Raw genomic sequence first — 16,785 nt, forward strand, 5'->3', positions numbered from 1 at the left:
ATGAAGCGTATCCTTATCGCCGACGATCACGAAGCGGTGCGTTCAGGTCTGCGCGCGGTGCTCACGCAGCGCGCGGATTGGGAGGTCGTCGCAGAGGCGACCGACGGTAGCAAAGCGGTGACTGCCGCAATCGAGAGCCGGCCTCATGTGGCCATTGTCGATTTCTCCATGCCGCGGATGACCGGAGTCGAGGTTGCACGACGGATCAGGGATTATCCGCTCCAAACGGAAGTACTGATCTTTACGGTGCACAACTCCAGCCTGCTTGCCCAGCAGGCGTTTGAGGCTGGCGCGCGCGCGTTCCTGCTCAAGTCGGACGCGAACAAGCTGCTGCTGGCCGCCGTCGAGTCGCTCCTGCTGCACAGGCCGTTCGGCATCAGAAACTGGTTGAATGAACTGGATCCGGGATCGGTTGATGGAGATCGGCACCACGGGCTCACGCCGCGCGAGCAGCTCGTCGTCAAGCTGGTCGCGGAGGGTTACAGCAATAAGGGCATCAGCGCGATCCTGAATCTTAGCATCAAGACGACTGAGGCACATCGGGCGGCCGCGATGCGCAAGCTGGACGTAAATTCAACGGCGGGCCTGGTCCGATACGCGGTTCGGGCCGGGCTGGTGGAGGCATGACAATGACCGGGGTGGACCGCGACAGCCACGTCAGTACATTCGCCGGGGTCTCTCAGGGTTTTGTGGGATAACCCTTCCAACTGCGATCAGTATGATCATTCGACTTGACTGACCGTATTACCGTCGATCGCGACAGGTCAGAGCCGCATATGGGAACGACGCCGTGAAACGCATCGTGATTGCGGATGATCATGAAGTCGTACGTTCCGGGCTTCGTGCGATCGTCGAAACGCGCTCCAACTGGATCGTGAGCGGAGAGGCGACCAACGGCGAGCAGGCCGTCGCATTGGCCTTGGAGACCAGGCCGGACATTGTGATCGTCGACTATTCCATGCCGATCATGAACGGGCTGGAGGTCAGCCGGCGCCTCCGGGCGCTGCACTTGCGGACCGAGGTGTTGATCCTGACGATGCACGAAAACGAGGAACTGCTGACTGAAGCCATTCTGGCGGGCGTCCGCGGGTTTTTGTTCAAATCGGATGCCCGAAAACACCTGATTTCCGCGATCGAGGCGTTGCTCGACGGAAGACCCTATTTCACCAGCGTCTTGCTGGAGAAACTGCTCCACGAATACCAGGTCAACAAGCAGAATAGATCGGGCATGCTGCTGACGTCGCGCGAGCAAAGCGTGGTTCAGTTGATTGCGGAAGGGCACACCAACCGGTCCATAAGCTCCATACTGAAGCTGAGCGTGAAGACCGTGGAGACCCATCGTGCGTCGGCCATGCGCAAGCTCGGGATGTCATCGACGGCTGAGCTGGTCCGGTATGCCATCCGCAAGAAATTGGTTGCTCCTTGAGATTTCCGGATCGGCAAAACGGGTCCCAGGAGCTTCCGTTCTTTATGCAGCGAACTGAGCTGGAGTTGGTCATGCAGAATACCATGAAGGCAGCGCTCGTCCGCGAGCTCGGCAAGCCCCTTGTTATCGAGGAAGTGCCAGTTCCGCGACCCGGGCCGGGGCAGGTCACCGTCAAGATTGCCGCTACGGGCGTCTGTCACACCGATCTTCATGCCGCAAACGGGGACTGGCCAGTCAAGCCAAAGCCGCCCTTCATCCCCGGACATGAAGGCGTTGGGGAAGTTGCGGCCGTCGGGAGCGGCGTTACGAACGTAAAGGAAGGTGATCGCGTTGGCGTGCCGTGGCTTTACACGGCCTGTGGTCATTGTGTTCATTGCCTGGGGGGATGGGAAACCCTTTGCGAGCAGCAGCAGAACACGGGCTATTCCGTGAATGGGAGTTTTGCGGAATATGTGGTGGCCGATCCCAACTACGTTGGTCACCTGCCGGCCAACGTTGGCTTCGTGGAGATCGCGCCGGTGCTTTGCGCCGGCGTGACCGTCTACAAGGGCTTGAAAGTGACGGACACCAAACCGGGCGACTGGATGGTGATCTCCGGCATCGGCGGATTGGGACATATGGCCGTGCAGTACGCCAAAGCCATGGGACTCAACGTGGTGGCAGTCGATATCGACGATGCCAAATTGAAATTGGCGGACAAGCTCGGTGCGGCATTTACTGTAAATGCACTGAAGGCAGATCCGGCCGGCGTCATCAAGAAGGAGATAGGCGGCGCGCAGGGCGTACTCGTGACCGCGGTCTCGCCCAAGGCATTCCAGCAGGCCTTGGGGATGGTCCGCCGCGGCGGTACCGTATCGTTCACGGGCTTGCCACCCGGCGACTTTCCGCTCTCGATCTTCGCTACCGTCCTGAATGGGATCACCGTGCGCGGTTCGATCGTTGGTACACGGCTCGACTTGCAGGAAGCGCTTGGCTTCGCCAGCGCCGGCACGGTGCGGGCGACTGTATCGACGGCATCGCTCGACGACATCAATGACGTGTTCGCGCGTATGCGGGATGGCGAGATCGAAGGCCGGATCGTTGTTGATTTCGAGGGGCGGCGCGCAAGCTCGTCGTGACCTTGAGGATCGCGGATCAGTATCGTGCGCTCCTGCCGCAGCTCCTGCTGAAGCTCAGGCCGGTGGTCGCGCAGGGCAGACTGGAGATCGAGCGCGACTACGATGCGATGACGGCGCCGGGCGCCGGAATCTACTCCCCGTTCTTCGCCTCGATGATCGATCAGATAGCCGCCCTTTACGCCGCCAATTTCACCGTCGACGAGCTGCGCCAGATCGAGGCGTTCTATGCCCAGCCGGCCGGGCAGAAATTCCTGGCGAAGTCGGATGCGCTGACGCAAGCGAGCGCGCAGATCGGCCAGGACGTAAGCCAGAAGGCCGCCGACGAATTGAAGCAGCGCCTGATCGAGGCGCTGCGCCAGAAAGGGCACAAGCTCCGAGATCGATCCCGCGTGGGTTCAGGCACGCGGGACGTTGCCTCGCGTGCCCGCGACCTCACTTCACCAGCGGACAGCCGCCGTCCTTCAGCGGCCGGAACGCCTGGTCGGCGGGAACCTCGGCGAGCAGCTTGTAATAGTCCCACGGCCCTTTCGATTCCTCGGGCTTCTTGACCTGGAACAGGTACATGCTGTGCACCATGCGGCCGTCCTCGCGGAGTGTGCCGTTGTCGGTGAAGGCGTCGCGCACCGGCAGCTCGCGCATCTTGGCCATCACCGTCTTGGTGTCCTTGGTGCCGGCGGCCTGCACCGCCTTGAGATAATGCAGCGTCGCGCTGTAGGTCGCGGCCTGGTTCATCGTCGGCATGCGCTTGACGCGCTCCATGAAGCGCTTGCCGAAGGCGCGTGTCTTATCGTTGAGATCCCAGTAATAGGCCTCGGTGACGATCAACCCCTGCGCGAGCTTCAGCCCCAGGCTGTGCACGTCAGAAATAAACATCACGATCGCCGCGAGGTTCTGGCCGCCGGCGACGATGCCGAACTCGCCGGCCTGCTTGATCGCATTGATGGTGTCGCCGCCGCCATTAGCAAGCCCGATGATCTTGGCCTTGGAGGCCTGGGCCTGGAGCAGGAACGAGGAGAAATCCGCGGTGTTGAGCGGATGCTTGACGCTGCCGAGCACCTTGCCGCCGGCGGCCTTCACCACCTCGCCGGTGTCGCGCTCGATCGAGTGGCCAAAGACATAGTCCGCGGTGAGGAAGAACCAGGTGTCGCCGCCATTCTTGACGATGGCGCTGCCGACGGTGTGGGCGTTGGAATAGGTGTCGTAGGTCCAGTGCGCGGTGTAAGGCGAGCAGGATTTGCCGGTGATGTCGGAGCTCGCCGCATCCGTCACGATCATCACCTTCTCATATTGCTTCGACAGCTCCATCACGGCCAGCGCCGTGGCCGAGGTCGGCAGGTCGATGATCATGTCGACGCCCTCGGTCTCCCACCATTTGCGCGCGATCGAGGCGGCGACGTCCGGCTTGTTCAGCACGTCGGCGCTGACCATGTCGATCGGCTTGCCGAACATCTGCCCGCCAAAATCTTCGATCGCCATCTTGGTGGCCTCGACATTGCCCATGCCGCCGATGTCGGAATAGACCGAGGAGAAGTCGGAGAGCACACCGATCTTGAGCGGGGCCTGCTGGGCGGACGCGGGGGTGATCAGGGCGGCCGACAGCAGGCCGGCCGCAGAAACGAGTGCTGCGATAGGTCTCATTGAAGCATTTCCTCTTGCGCGGGACTATCCTGCCCCCTTTGTCCGACAAAGTTAGGGTCGGGTTCCGACAGAGTCAATTTGCTGCGCCTGCGGCATAGCATTCGCCATTTGACGCGCATTCCGGTCGGCCCCTATACTTTGTCGGACAATCGCCATTGGAGGCAGGTCTTGCCCGTCGCGCCGCTGTTTCGTCCGATCGATGTTGCGCCGGCCTATCAGAAGGTCGCCGACGCCATCGAACGCGAGATCGTCAATGGCCGGATCAAGCCCGGCGATCCCATCGGCACCGAGCACGATCTGGTGCGGCAGTTCGGCGTCAATCGCTCGACCATTCGCGAAGGCATTCGCGTGCTCGAGGAGGGCGGACTGATCAAGCGCGATTCCTCGCGCCGCCTGCACGCCTGTCTGCCGCGCTACAGCAAGCTCGCGAGTCGCCTCAGCCGAGCGCTGGTCCTGCACGAGGTGACGTTCCGAGAACTCTACGAGGCCTCGATGACGCTCGAAGTCGCCAGCATCGAAGGCGCGGTGGAGCGGGCGACGGAAGAGAATATCGCCGAGCTCACCGACAATCTCGTGCGCAGCGAGGCGGTGGTCGGCCATCCCGCAGCGCTGGCCGAATGCGACGCCGAATTCCACGTCCTGGTCGCAAAAGCATCGCAGAACCGCGTGCTCCAGCTCGCGCGCGAGCCGGCGGCACAATTATTCTATCCGACGACCGAGATGATCGTGACCGGCGTTGCCGAGGGCGGCCCACGCCTGGTCGCCGCCCACCGCCATCTCATCGATGCGATCCGCCGCCGCGACCGCGAGGCCGGCGTGCTCTGGACTCGTCGTCACTTGCAGGATTGGCGGCGCGGTTTCGAGAAGATCGCGTCGCTCGATCGCTCGGTCGAGCACATGTACATGGAGCATGCGCAGGCGGCGCGGCGCAGATAGCGCCCCTGGAATTTCAACAAATAAACAAAGTAACGGAGGGACACATGACCGGCGACATCGCAGCGACCATCTCGAAAGCCCGCGAGCATTCCATCGGCGATCTCCTGCGCCGCTCGGCGGGCCGCGAGCCGAACAAGCTCGCGGTGAGCTGCGGCAATGTGAGCTGGAGCTTTGCCGAGCTGGACGCGATCTGCAACCGGCTCGGCCGCGGCCTGCTCGGCCTCGGGGTGAAGAAGGGCGACCGCCTCGCCGTGCTCTCGCGCAATTCGCACGCGTTCGCGGCGCTCCGCTTTGCGGCGGCACGGATCGGCGCGGTGCTGGTGCCGATCAACTTCATGCTCAATCCGGACGAGATCAATTTCATCCTGAAGAGCTCCGGCGCAAAGCTGCTCGCGACCGGTCCGGATTTCGTCGAGCCCGCGCGGGCCGCAAGCGCCAGGGATTGCTCGGTCGAAAAGCTGATCTGGCTGCCGGGCGAGGATCCCGCCACGGCGCCCGCGGGCCTGACCACCTTCGACGATCTCCTGCATGCCGACAGCGCGTTCCTGGAGGCCTCCATCGACGGCCGCGACCTCGCGCAGATCGTCTACACCAGCGGCACGGAGTCTTTGCCCAAGGGCGCGATGCTGACCCATGAGGCGGTGATGTGGCAGTATGTGAGCTGCATCATCGATGGCGGCATGAACGCCGAGGACAAATATCTGCACGCGCTGCCGCTCTATCACTGCGCCCAGCTCGACGTCTTCCTCGGCCCGCAAATCTATCTTGGCGCCTCCGGCGTGATCACGGGCAAGCCGACCGCCGACAACATCCTGGCCCTGATCCAGGCGCACGGGATCACCTCCTTTTTCGCGCCGCCGACGATCTGGATCGCGATGCTGCGCTCGCCGAATTTCGACAAGACCGATCTGTCGACGCTGCAGAAGGGCTATTACGGCGCCTCCATCATGCCGGTCGAGGTGCTGCTCGAGCTTCAGCGCCGGCTGCCGAACGTCAAGTTCTGGAATTTCTACGGCCAGACCGAGATCGCGCCGCTGGCGACCGTGCTCCGGCCCGAGGACCAGCTTCGCAAGGCCGGCTCGGCCGGCAAGCCCGTGCTCAATGTCGAGACGCGGGTGGTCAATACCTCGATGGAGGACGTCAAGGTCGGCGAGGTCGGCGAGATCGTGCACCGCTCGCCGCATCTGCTGTCCGGCTATTACAATGATCCCGTGAAGACCGCCGCGGCGTTCGCGGGCGGCTGGTTTCACTCCGGCGATCTCGCCACCGTCGATGCCGAGGGCCACATCACCGTGGTCGACCGCGTCAAGGACATGATCAAGACCGGCGGCGAGAATGTCGCGAGCCGCGAGGTCGAGGAGATGGTCTACCGCATTCCGGCGGTCTCGGAGGTTGCCGTGGTCGGCCTGCCCGATCCGCGCTGGATCGAGGCGGTGACCGCGATCGTCGTGGTGAAGGCCGGTGAGACGCTCGATGAGGACGCCGTCATCAGGCACTGCGCCGGCCAGATGGCACATTTCAAGGTGCCCAAGCGTGTCATTTTCGTCGACAGCCTGCCGAAGAACCCCAGCGGCAAGCTGCTCAAGCGCGAGCTACGCCAACGCTTCGTCGGCGGCGAGACGCTCGACAAGGCGATCCAGAAGAATTTCGGAACGTGATGCGCCTGTTCCGAGGTCGCGGTATCGTTCGCCTCTCCCCGCAAGCGGGGAGAGGAGGAAGAACTCAATACTTCTTCACCGCAGCCCCGAACGCCAGCCACAGCGCCACCGATGCCAGCCCAAAGCCGCCGAGTAGCAGAAATGTGGGACCGTAGCCGACCCATTGCGCGATCCAGCCGCCGAGTGCAGGGCTTAAGCTCGCGCCGACGCCCTGCACGGTGATGACGGCGCCTTGGCCGAGATTGACGCGGCCGGTGCCGCTGAGCGATCGCGCGACCATGCCGGGGACGGCGACCGTCTGAAGTCCGGTGCCGATGCCGTCGAGCACCTGCATCGGCACGACGCCCCACCATCCCGTGACGAAGAACGCGAGCACGCCGCGGATGGGCAGGAACATGAACGAGACCAGGATCACCGGCCAGTAGTTTCGCTTGCCCGCCACGTGCATGGCGATCAGCGAGGTGGGGATCATCACGCCTTGCGCGACCACGATGGTGGTGGCGACGAAGCTCGGCCCGTTGGCCTGGCTCTCGGCCACCGCCGCAAGTCCGTAGAGCGGCACGATCGCGGCGTTACCGAGATGGAACAGGGCGAGCGCCAGTGCCAGGACGAGCGGCGGCTTGTGCTTGAGGAGCACCGACATGCCGCTCGGCGGGCTGTCGGGGTCGTCTTCCCGACAACCGCGCGCGGCGTGGTTGTCGATCGCCTTGGCCGGAATCATCAGCATGCACGCAATCGCGATGGCGCCGAACGCGGCCGCCAGCACGAACACGGCGCCGTAGCCGAATTTGTAGCCGAGATAGCCCGACAAGGCCGCGCCGACCATGTTGCCGGCGTGGTTGAACGCCTGGTTGCGTCCATTCAGCGCATTGAAGCCCTTCTGCTTGGCGATGCCGAGCGTGATGCCGGTCACCGCCGGAACGATGGCGGCGCTTGCCAGCGATTGTGCGACTTGCGAGAACGTGACCGCCCAGAAATTCTGGGAGATCAGGATGATCGCCGAAGCGGCGACCACGCAGATGCCGGGAATGACGACCCACAGCCGCTTGTTGCGGCTGGCATCGATGAAGCCGCCGACCGGCGTCGTGATCAGCATTCCCGCGACATTTCCGATCGTCATCGCCGTGCCGATCAGTCCGCTCGCCCAACCGCGCTCCTGCAGGAACACGCCGATGAACGGCCCGATGCCCGACTGCATGTCGGCCATGAAGAAGTTGAGCGCGAACAGCGGCCAGAGGCGTAGCGGGGAGGGGGAGCGCGATGTCATCGAAACGCTGAACGTGATACTGTCAAATCGAATTTGGTCTCGTGCAATGGTGATAACGAGCTTCAGTTGATCGCGCCGGCGCGGACGAAGACCTAACCGGCGGTGATCGCGTTGGTTCCGTCCCCCTTGCGGTCACGGCGTCGCGGTGTCACCTCATTGCTATCCCGTCGTCTCTTTCGGATCACGCCATGCCCCTCTGGACCTGCGAAACCTGCGGCGCGCAATTCCCGAACGGCGGGACGCCGCCGACCTCCTGTCCGATCTGCGAAGATGAGCGGCAGTTCGTGAACTGGAACGGACAGACCTTCCTCACCCGAGAGACGCTGGCCGAGCGCCATCGCCTGGTCTGGCGCGACGATCTCGGCCTCACCGGCCTCGCGCTCGAGCCGAGCTTTGCGATTGGCCAGCGCGCGCTGTTGGTGCCGCTCGGCGACGGCTGTGTGATGTGGGACTGCGTGCCGCTGGCAACGCCGGAGGCGATCGCGCAGGTGCGCACCCTCGGCGGGCTGAAGGCGATCGCGATATCGCATCCGCATTACTATGGCGCGCTTGCCGATTGGAGCGAGGCGTTCGGCGGCATTCCGGTCTATCTGCACGCGGATGATCGCCAATGGGTGACGCGCCCCCATGCCTCGATCGTGCACTGGACCGGGAATAGCAATCGCATCTCGGACGACGTGCTGCTCCTGCGCACCGGCGGCCACTTCGCAGGCGCCACCATGCTGCATTGGTCACGCGGCGCGGAGGGCAAAGGCGCGCTGCTTACCGGCGACATCGCGCAGGTGACGATGGACCGCCGCTTCGTCAGCTTCATGTATTCCTATCCGAACTACATGCCGCTCAATGCCGCCGCGGTGCACCGCATCGCTGCCGCGGTCGCGCCGCTCACCTTCGACCGCATCTACGGCGCCTGGTGGGGACGCAACATCGCTGAAGGCGCCAAGGCCGCGTTCGTGGCATCGGTGGAGCGATATATCGCGGCCATCGCCTAAAGCCGCGCGTGGATCAGAATGCGTCTTGCCTTCGCCAAATAACTGTACTAATAGTACAGTTATTAAGCGCGGCGCAACGATGCGTTTGCTGGTTAGGCATGATCGATGCATCGTCGTTTCAGCGGCGCGTTCTGTGGCCGCGCGAGCGGGAGTTGGGCGCATGATGACGCAGCGCGACTACGAGATATTCGAGGCCGGCGACGTCACGCTTCAGTCGGGCACAGTCTTCCCCGCGATGAGGCTCGCCTACAAGACCTATGGCACGTTGAGCCCGGCGAGGGACAACGTCATCCTCTATCCGACCTCGTTCAGCGCGCAGCACTACGACACCGAGTGGCTGATCCAGGTGGGCGGCGCGCTCGATCCCGAGCGCTACTTCATCATCATTCCGAACCTGTTCGGCAACGGCCTGTCGTCCTCGCCGTCGAACTCCGCCGCGCCGTTCCCGAAACTGACCTATCACGATGCGATCGCGGTCCAGCACCGTCTGCTCACCGAGCGCTTCGGCATCTCAAAGCTCGCGCTGGTCTATGGCTGGTCCATGGGTGCGATGCAGGCCTATCATTGGGCAGCTTCTCATCCTGATATGGTCGAGCGCGCCGCGGTGGTCTGCGGCAGCGCCCGCTGCGCGCCCTATAATCATGTTTTTCTCGAAGGCGTGAAGGCCGCGCTGACCGCCGATCCCGCCTTCCGCGATGGCCGCTTCGTCGAAAGACCCGTCGCCGGCTTCCGCGCGATGGGGCGGGTCTATGCCGGCTGGGCGATGTCGCACGGCTTCTATCGCGACGAGGTCTGGCGCGAGGCCGGCTTCACCTCGCTGGAAGACTATCTCGTCCGCGCCTGGGACGGCACCTTCGCGCGGCGCGACGCTAACGATCTCCTGGCGCAGATCGATATCTGGCAGAACGGCGACATCGGCCGCTGCGCCGCCTTCGGCGACGATTTCGACCGCGCGCTCGCGGCGATCAAGGCGCATATACTGCTGATGCCGGGCGCGACCGATGGCTACTTCGATGTGCGCGACAATGAGGACGAACTCGGCCGGCTCGCGGGCGCCCGCTCCGCGGTGCTGCATCCGATCCCGTCGATCCACGGCCATCGCGCCGGCAATCCGGTCAACAATCCGCGCGATCACGCCTTCATCAAGGCGGAGATTGCCGAGCTTCTCCGCAAGTAACGCGAGGCGCCGATCATGACTGACGCAACCGTCTCAAAGCCCGGCCACCGCCTGAAGCCGCTGACGCCGGCGATGCTGCGTGAATTGTCGGTCCGCTCCAACCTCAAGGGTTCTGTGCGCAGCCTCGGCCATTATGGCGTGATCGTGCTGGTCGGCGCGCTGATCTGGAAGGTCGATTCAAGCTATGGTGTGCTGCGGGCGCTGCCGCTGATGGCGGTGCAGGGTTACTTCGTCGCCTTCCTGTTCATGGCGGTGCACGAGACCGCGCATAAGACGGCTTTCAGGAGTCGCGGCCTCAACCTCGCGGTCGGCTATCTCTCGGCCTTCACGATCGGATTGCCTTACGAATATTACTGCCTGTTTCACTGGGACCACCATCGCTACACCCAGGATCCGGAGAAGGATCCGGAGCTGATCGTCGGCGTAAAGCCGACATCCGATACGCAGCTCGCGATCGCCTATAGCGGCCTGCTCCAGGTCGCCGGCCGTCTCCGGCTGATGCTCGGCCATGCCGTCACCGGCAAGGTCACCGTGCCCTGGATCCCAGCGAACAAGCGCGCCATCATCGTTCTCGAAGCGCGCGCCTATCTCGCGCTCTATATCGCGCTGCTCGCGATGTCGCTGTGGTTCTCCTCTGCGCTGCTGCTCTGGGTCTGGATTATCCCGCTGCTCATCGGGCAATTCTTCCTGCGGCCGTATCTCTATGCCGAGCATACCGGGTGCGAGCGCACCCGCAGCGCCTTCCACAACACCCGCACCACCTATACCGGCGCCATCGTCAAATGGTTCGCGTGGAACATGCCCTACCACGTCGAGCACCACGCCTATCCCACGATCCCGTTTCACGCGCTGCCGAAGCTCAATGGCATCGTCGACGACGAGATCATCTATCGCGGCCGCGGCTACATCAGGACGACGCGCGAGACCTGGGCCTGGTTTCGCGGGCAGCGGCAGGGGTGAGGCGGGATTGCGCGACGAATACCCGTTGCCGCTGTTTTGCCCGACGTGTCAAACGGTTTTGCGGGCGCGCGAGGCATCGTTCCGCTCTGCCAAGCTACTTTGCATGGGGTTGTTTTTCAGATTTTCACAGGGGGCGGCCTAACGCGGCCTCAACACCAGATCGACCAGGCTCCGCGCATAGGCCGGCGTGATCGGGGCGATGCCGAAGACGTAGCGGTAGAACAGGCTGCCGTAGATGGCATCGTAGAGGTCTTCGGCCGGACCTTCGGCCATGATGCTGCCGTCCACCTGGCCTGCGGCGATCATCTCCACCAACGCATCGCGGCGGAACTGCAGATAGCGTGCATAGAACAGCTCCGCCGATCCGGTCTTCGAGATGCATTCGGAGATCACCGCGAGCTGCACCTTGCCGAACTCGCCTTGCAACGCCTCGGCATAGGCCGAAGCATGGCGACGGGCTCGCGCCGCGTGCGTGCCGGAAGTCGCCGGCGGCAGTGGCAGCATTTGCGCGGCGTGGTGAAGGAAGGCGTCGATCAGGAGCGCTTCGCGCGACGGCCACCATTTGTAGATCGTCATCTTGGAGACGTTGGAGCGGCGCGCGACCGCGTCGATGGTGGTGGCAGCAAGGCCCGTCGCCGCCATCAGCGTGTAGGCGCTTTCGAGGATGGCATTGGTGGTCTCGACCGAGCGGGGGCGGCCACGCCGCGGCGCCGTGTCAGCCGCTTCACTCGTGCCTTTCGCCATGGCCTCGCCCGGTCCTGTTGCGCGGCGCCGCCGTCGCGCTGCGGCCGCTCCGCTCGGCATAGCGCAGCCGCTGCGCCCGGCCTAGCGGAAATCGCGAAGCCTTGCGGCTAGGCGCGCTGCCGCAAGGCTGCGGGCAGGTCCTGCCGCTTCGACCAGGAGATGTAATAGGCGACCGCGGTCATGGCGGCGAAGCCGGCGAGGCTCACCACGATCTGCATCACCACCAGATTGGGCCCGGTGATCAGGACGAGGTGGCCGGCAAACGACAGGAACACGCCGACGCAGAACACCGCGAGCCACTCCTCGCCGCATCTGATGACCGGCTGCAGCGACTTCCATTGCAAGGCCGGATGGTCGGCCCGCACCAGATGCGCGGCGAGGAAGGCGAGTGCGAGGAAATGCACCACGCGGTAAGGCGCGAGGTTCTCCCGGTCGGTCAGCGTGATGCCGTTGAGCAAGACATCCGGCAGGTATGCGGCAAGCGCCGGCGAATGCCGCATCAGCATTACCGCCATCGCGAACAGGAGATAGGCGCCCGCGAGCACGCGCAACCAGGCCATGCCGTGCAGTGCGCGGCTGGGCGCGCCGGTCACGGCGAACCAGCCGCCCAGCACCATCAGCATCTGCCAGCAGAACGGATTGAAGGTCCATTCCTGGTCCGGATAGAGGCGAAAGCTCCAGTCGAACCAGCGCGCGGCGACATACAAGGCGACCGAAGCGGCAAGCATCAGGTTCGGGCGCCGCAACAGACCCCACAACGCGAGCGGAAAGAATGCCATCAGCGGGATCATCAGTTGCAAGAGGTCGAGGTTCAGCGGTTCCTCCTGCAGCACCAGCCCGCGCACCAGGATTCGCAGCGGATGCTCAAGGATGCCGGAGATGTTGTATTCGTGGATGATCTCCGGCGCCATCGATTGCGAGGCGACATAGGCGATGGCGTCGATGTAGATCACGAACAGCACGACATAGGCGGCATAGAGCCGCCAGACGCGGCGGAAGATCCGCGTCACCGCGACGACGTAGCCGCGTTCCACTGCCATCTTGGCGTGGATGATGGCAACGCCATAGCCGACCACGAACACAAAAAGGTCGGCGGCGCCGCTGAAGCCGAAATTACGCAATGTCAGCAGGTTGGCAACATTGTTCGGGATGTGGTCGATGAAAATCGACCAGTTGGCAATCCCGAGCGTCAAATAGAGCCGGGCATCGTGCTGAAATGCGGCGAGGTTCGCCTTGACCGACGGTTTCATCGCAAAAAATGGCGTTTGGAATCAGGGGCGCTGCTTTTAGCGGCAACGATCGCCCTATCCGAGTAGCGATTGCGTGAACGCAGGCCCGGCTCGTTCGGGGACGAAAAATTTCGCGCATCGACCTGTCGATTTCCCGCAACCCCGTTCGTCTTGCAGCCAGCGCAACTTCTGCAAAAGGGGAAACGACATGAGCTCCTATCGTTGGATGATCGTGGCCTGCGGGGCCCTGATGACCTGCGTCGGCATCGGCGCGATGTTCTCGCTCGCGGTCTATCTTCAACCGATGTCGGTCGACACCGGCTGGTCGCGGACCGGCATTTCGAGTGCCATGACGATCGACTTCCTGGTGATGGGCGCCGCCGGCTTCGGCTGGGGCGCGCTGTCGGATCGCATCGGCCCGCGCGCGGTGACGCTGGCCGGCGCGTGCCTGCTCGGGCTCGGCCTCGTGCTGGCGAGCGGGACGACGTCGCTGATCTCGTTTCAGCTCACCTATGGCGTGCTGGTCGGGCTTGCGGCCGGCGCCTTCTTCGCGCCGATGATCGCAGCCGCCACCGGCTGGTTCGAGCCCAAGCGCAGGAGCCTTGCGGTGTCGCTGGTTTCCGCCGGTATGGGCGTTGCGCCGATGACGATTTCGCCGTTCGCACGCTACTTGATCTCGACTTATGATTGGCGCACGGCGATGATGACGATCGGCATCGCCGCGTGGGTCCTGCTGATCCCAACCGCGCTGCTCGTGCGGCGCGCACCGGTGGAGCGAGCATCAGGTCCAGCGCGCGCCGTCGACGAGCCCAAGCTCAGCGTCGGAGAGGCGCTGCGCTCGCCGCAGTTCATCGTGCTCGCGCTCACCTTCTTCCTGTGCTGCGGCGCGCATTCGGGTCCGATCTTCCACATGGTGAGCTACGCGATCGGCTGCGGCATCGCTCCGCTCGCGGCGGTGTCGATCTACAGCGTCGAAGGCCTGTCCGGACTCGGCGGGCGCCTGCTGCTTGGTCTGCTCGCCGATCGTTTCGGTGCAAAGCCCGTGCTGATCTCGGGGCTCCTGGTGCAATCCCTATGCATCGCGGCCTATCTGTTCGTGAACCGGCTCGAGGCGTTCTATGCGATCGCCGTCGTGTTCGGCACGGCCTATGGCGGCGTGATGCCGCTCTATGCGGTGCTGGCGCGGGAATCTTTCGGCCAGCGCATCATGGGCACCGTGTTCGGCGCCATGACCATGGTCTCGGCGATCGGGATGGCTTTCGGCCCCTGGGCCGGCGGGCGCATCTTCGATGCCAACAATAGCTATGCCTGGCTCTATCTCGGTGCCTCCGGCGTCGCGCTCGCGGCCGTGCTGGTGGCGCTGGTGTTCTCGCCGCGACGCGAGGAGCGGCTACTTCAGCCGGCGTGATCGTCCGGCTTGCGATACGACCGCGCAGGCGTCCTGTCGCCTGCGCTACATGGCCCGGCCGCGGTCCTCTATGGGCGGGCGCCGCCGGCCGGGGGCGGGGGAGGGGCAGCTTCCTCATCACATCCTCTTGATCCCCCGTCCCCTCGCGCTATATCCCGGTTTTCTCCTCTTCGATTTGACCGGGTAAACGCATGACGACCACAGATACGGCTGCGCATACGCAGCCCTTCCAGGCCGAGGTTTCCGAGCTCCTGCACCTGATGGTGCACTCCGTCTATTCGGAGACCGACATCTTCCTGCGCGAGCTCGTCTCCAACGCCTCGGACGCCTGCGACAAGCTCCGCTACGAGGCGATTGCCAATCCGGCGCTCCTGGGCGAGGGCGACGCCCTCAAGATCCGCATTGTTCCGAACAAGACCGCCAGGACGCTCACGATCGCCGACAACGGCATCGGCATGGAGCGGCAGGAGCTGATCGACCATCTCGGCACCATCGCCCGCTCCGGCACCAAGGCCTTCGTAGCGAAGCTGAAAGAGGCCAAGGACGGCCTCGGGCTGATCGGTCAGTTCGGCGTCGGCTTCTATTCAGCCTTCATGGTGGCCGAGAAGATCGTCGTCATCAGCCACCGTGCCGGCGAGAGCGACGTCTGGACCTGGACGTCCTCCGGCGGCTCCGGCTTCGAGATCGCCCGTGCGGGCGAGGAGGACGCCGCCCGCGTGAGGCGCGGCACCGAGATCGTCCTGCACCTGAAGGACGATGCCAAGAAATACCTCGAGACCTACGAGATCGAGCGCGTCGTCGGCGCCTATTCCGACAACATCCTCTTTCCGATCGAGCTCGTGCCGGAAGAGGGCGAGCCGCGCCAGATTAATTCGGCGAGCGCGCTGTGGCAGCGATCGAAATCCGAGCTGACGGCGGAAGACTACAAGAAGGCCTATCAGCAAATCGCGCCCGCTTTCGACGATCCCGCGATGACGCTGCACTATCGCGCTGAGGGCCGCTATTCCTACGCGGTACTGCTGTTCGCGCCGTCGACAAAGCCATTCGACCTGTTCGAGCCCTCACGCAAGGGCCGCGTCAAGCTCTATGTCCGCCGCGTCTTCATCACCGATGATGCCGACCTGTTGCCCGGCTATCTGCGGTTTATCCGCGGCGTCGTCGACAGCGAGGATTTGCCGCTCAACATCTCCCGAGAGATGCTCCAGAACAATCCGCAGCTCGCGCAGATCCGGAAGGCGGTGGCGACCCGCGTCGTCAACGAGCTCGAAAGCCTCGCCGAGAAGGACGCGGAGAACTTCACCAAGATCTGGGACGCCTTCGGCGCGGTGTTGAAAGAGGGCATCTACGAGGACTTCGAGCGCCGCGAAAAGCTGCTCGCGTTGTCGCGCTTCACCACCACCTCCGGCGAGAAGCGCTCGCTCAAGGACGTCGTCGCCGCCTTCAAGCCCAACCAGACCGAGATCTACTATCTCGTCGGCGACAGCATCGAGCGGCTGAAGTCCAGTCCGCGGCTCGAGGCGGCGACTGCGCGGGGCATCGAGGTGCTGCTGCTCTCCGATCCTGTCGATGCCTTCTGGACCTCGATGCCGATGGAGTTCGACGGCAAGCCGCTAAAGTCGCTGAGCCAGGGCGATCTCAACCTCGACCTGATCCCGCGCGTCGACGAGAAAGACGAGGCCAAGAAGGACGAGCCGGCCGCCGATGAGGCTGCCACCATCGCCGTGATCAAGGCTTCGCTCGGCGAGCGCGTCAGCGACGTCAAGGCGTCCACGCGCCTGACCGCCTCCGCCTCTTGCCTCGTCGCCAGCACCGAGGGCCCGAGCCGCGAGCTCGAGCGTATCCTGGCGCAGCAGAACCGCGGCATGCGTACCAAGCCGATCCTCGAGATCAACCTGCGCCATCCGATGGTTGCGGCGATCACCCGGGCCCAGGCCGGCTCCAAGCTGGTCGACGACCTCAGCCTGCTGCTGCTCGAGCAGGCACAGATCCTCGACGGCGAACTACCGGAAGACCCAGCCGCCTTCGCCACCCGGTTGAACCGGCTGGTGCTGCAGGGGCTGGGCAGTTAGCTGCCGTAGCCGAACGCTATCGCCGCGCGTCCGGCTGCGCTCCTTCCCCCTTGCCGGGGAGAGGGGTGGCCCGGCAAAAGGTATCCGTCGTCTTCCCGAAAAACGCAGCGTAATTCGTCCAACAGAGAGAGCGTGCCGTGTGGCACCCTCTCCCTAGCCCTCC

14 protein-coding genes and 1 pseudogene are annotated in these 16,785 nt (G+C 64.0%); 11 read left to right on the forward strand and 4 right to left on the reverse strand.

Annotation, left to right across the window (positions count from 1 at the left end):
• The 4 genes and pseudogenes from MTX21_RS30125 to MTX21_RS30140 all read left to right on the forward strand — a co-directional run.
• Positions 1 to 627: a response regulator transcription factor gene (locus tag MTX21_RS30125; protein WP_280968245.1), complete on the forward strand. Its 627-nt coding sequence runs from the start codon at positions 1 to 3 to the stop codon at positions 625 to 627.
• A gap of 163 nt (positions 628 to 790) precedes the next feature.
• A complete protein-coding gene (locus MTX21_RS30130) occupies positions 791 to 1,426 on the forward strand; it encodes a response regulator transcription factor (protein WP_280968246.1) in 636 nt (211 codons plus the stop codon).
• Between the two features lie 71 nt (positions 1,427 to 1,497).
• The gene (gene adhP / locus MTX21_RS30135) at positions 1,498 to 2,544 is read left to right on the forward strand and encodes an alcohol dehydrogenase AdhP (protein ID WP_280968247.1); all 1,047 of its coding nucleotides are present in this window, start codon (positions 1,498 to 1,500) and stop codon (positions 2,542 to 2,544) included.
• Positions 2,523 to 2,918 (forward strand): annotated as a pseudogene (locus tag MTX21_RS30140) (DUF2059 domain-containing protein); the annotation flags it as partial. The gene adhP and the pseudogene MTX21_RS30140, both read left to right, overlap by 22 nt.
• Positions 2,919 to 2,976: 58 nt before the next feature.
• Here MTX21_RS30140 and MTX21_RS30145 read toward each other — a convergent pair.
• Complete coding sequence (locus MTX21_RS30145) at positions 2,977 to 4,182, reverse strand: ABC transporter substrate-binding protein (RefSeq protein ID WP_280968248.1); 1,206 nt, start codon at positions 4,180 to 4,182, stop codon at positions 2,977 to 2,979.
• A gap of 168 nt (positions 4,183 to 4,350) precedes the next feature.
• On the opposite strand from MTX21_RS30145, the gene MTX21_RS30150 reads away from it, so the two are divergent.
• Both MTX21_RS30150 and MTX21_RS30155 read left to right on the forward strand, forming a co-directional pair.
• Positions 4,351 to 5,118 (forward strand): FCD domain-containing protein, encoded by a 768-nt coding sequence (locus MTX21_RS30150; protein ID WP_280968249.1) that lies wholly within the window; start codon positions 4,351 to 4,353, stop codon positions 5,116 to 5,118.
• 44 nt (positions 5,119 to 5,162) lie between these two features.
• A complete protein-coding gene (locus tag MTX21_RS30155) occupies positions 5,163 to 6,776 on the forward strand; it encodes an acyl-CoA synthetase (protein ID WP_280968250.1) in 1,614 nt (537 codons plus the stop codon).
• Positions 6,777 to 6,840: 64 nt separating this feature from the next.
• Here the strand turns inward: MTX21_RS30155 and MTX21_RS30160 are convergent, their stop codons facing one another.
• A complete protein-coding gene (locus MTX21_RS30160) occupies positions 6,841 to 8,043 on the reverse strand; it encodes an MFS transporter (protein ID WP_280968251.1) in 1,203 nt (400 codons plus the stop codon).
• Between the two features lie 188 nt (positions 8,044 to 8,231).
• Between MTX21_RS30160 and MTX21_RS30165 the strand changes: the two genes are divergently transcribed.
• The 3 genes from MTX21_RS30165 (at position 8,232) to MTX21_RS30175 (ending at position 11,172) form a co-directional block, all read left to right on the forward strand.
• Entirely contained in the window at positions 8,232 to 9,035 is an 804-nt protein-coding gene (locus MTX21_RS30165; RefSeq protein WP_280968252.1) for an MBL fold metallo-hydrolase, read from the forward strand.
• A 160-nt stretch (positions 9,036 to 9,195) separates the two neighbouring features.
• Positions 9,196 to 10,212, forward strand: coding sequence for an alpha/beta fold hydrolase (locus MTX21_RS30170; protein WP_280968253.1), 1,017 nt, complete (start codon positions 9,196 to 9,198; stop codon positions 10,210 to 10,212).
• 15 nt (positions 10,213 to 10,227) lie between these two features.
• Entirely contained in the window at positions 10,228 to 11,172 is a 945-nt protein-coding gene (locus MTX21_RS30175) for a fatty acid desaturase (protein ID WP_280968254.1), read from the forward strand.
• 138 nt (positions 11,173 to 11,310) lie between these two features.
• Here the strand turns inward: MTX21_RS30175 and MTX21_RS30180 are convergent, their stop codons facing one another.
• On the reverse strand, positions 11,311 to 11,916 hold the full coding sequence (locus MTX21_RS30180; RefSeq protein ID WP_280968255.1) for a TetR/AcrR family transcriptional regulator: 606 nt from the start codon (positions 11,914 to 11,916) through the stop codon (positions 11,311 to 11,313).
• Between the two features lie 107 nt (positions 11,917 to 12,023).
• On the reverse strand, positions 12,024 to 13,166 hold the full coding sequence (locus tag MTX21_RS30185) for an OpgC domain-containing protein (RefSeq protein WP_280968256.1): 1,143 nt from the start codon (positions 13,164 to 13,166) through the stop codon (positions 12,024 to 12,026).
• 187 nt (positions 13,167 to 13,353) lie between these two features.
• Here MTX21_RS30185 and MTX21_RS30190 point away from each other — a divergent pair, with 187 nt between their 5' ends.
• Entirely contained in the window at positions 13,354 to 14,553 is a 1,200-nt protein-coding gene (locus MTX21_RS30190) for an MFS transporter (RefSeq protein ID WP_280968257.1), read from the forward strand.
• A gap of 191 nt (positions 14,554 to 14,744) precedes the next feature.
• Positions 14,745 to 16,622 (forward strand): molecular chaperone HtpG, encoded by a 1,878-nt coding sequence (htpG, locus tag MTX21_RS30195; RefSeq protein WP_280968258.1) that lies wholly within the window; start codon positions 14,745 to 14,747, stop codon positions 16,620 to 16,622.
• The last annotated feature ends 163 nt before the right edge of the window (positions 16,623 to 16,785 follow it).

The organism is Bradyrhizobium sp. ISRA430 (assembly GCF_029909975.1).
Classification (GTDB): Bacteria; Pseudomonadota; Alphaproteobacteria; order Rhizobiales; family Xanthobacteraceae; genus Bradyrhizobium.

Excerpts from the sequence above, each read along its gene's own strand:
- MTX21_RS30165 (WP_280968252.1), top strand. The coding sequence starts at position 8,232 with ATGCCCCTCTGGACCTGCGAAACCTGCGGCGCGCAATTCCCGAACGGC.
- MTX21_RS30145 (WP_280968248.1), bottom strand. The coding sequence starts at position 4,182 with ATGAGACCTATCGCAGCACTCGTTTCTGCGGCCGGCCTGCTGTCGGCC.
- MTX21_RS30175 (WP_280968254.1), top strand. The coding sequence starts at position 10,228 with ATGACTGACGCAACCGTCTCAAAGCCCGGCCACCGCCTGAAGCCGCTG.
- MTX21_RS30155 (WP_280968250.1), top strand. The coding sequence starts at position 5,163 with ATGACCGGCGACATCGCAGCGACCATCTCGAAAGCCCGCGAGCATTCC.
- MTX21_RS30170 (WP_280968253.1), top strand. The coding sequence starts at position 9,196 with ATGATGACGCAGCGCGACTACGAGATATTCGAGGCCGGCGACGTCACG.
- adhP (WP_280968247.1), top strand. The coding sequence starts at position 1,498 with ATGCAGAATACCATGAAGGCAGCGCTCGTCCGCGAGCTCGGCAAGCCC.
- MTX21_RS30160 (WP_280968251.1), bottom strand. The coding sequence starts at position 8,043 with ATGACATCGCGCTCCCCCTCCCCGCTACGCCTCTGGCCGCTGTTCGCG.
- MTX21_RS30190 (WP_280968257.1), top strand. The coding sequence starts at position 13,354 with ATGAGCTCCTATCGTTGGATGATCGTGGCCTGCGGGGCCCTGATGACC.
- MTX21_RS30185 (WP_280968256.1), bottom strand. The coding sequence starts at position 13,166 with ATGAAACCGTCGGTCAAGGCGAACCTCGCCGCATTTCAGCACGATGCC.
- MTX21_RS30180 (WP_280968255.1), bottom strand. The coding sequence starts at position 11,916 with ATGGCGAAAGGCACGAGTGAAGCGGCTGACACGGCGCCGCGGCGTGGC.
- MTX21_RS30125 (WP_280968245.1), top strand. The coding sequence starts at position 1 with ATGAAGCGTATCCTTATCGCCGACGATCACGAAGCGGTGCGTTCAGGT.
- htpG (WP_280968258.1), top strand. The coding sequence starts at position 14,745 with ATGACGACCACAGATACGGCTGCGCATACGCAGCCCTTCCAGGCCGAG.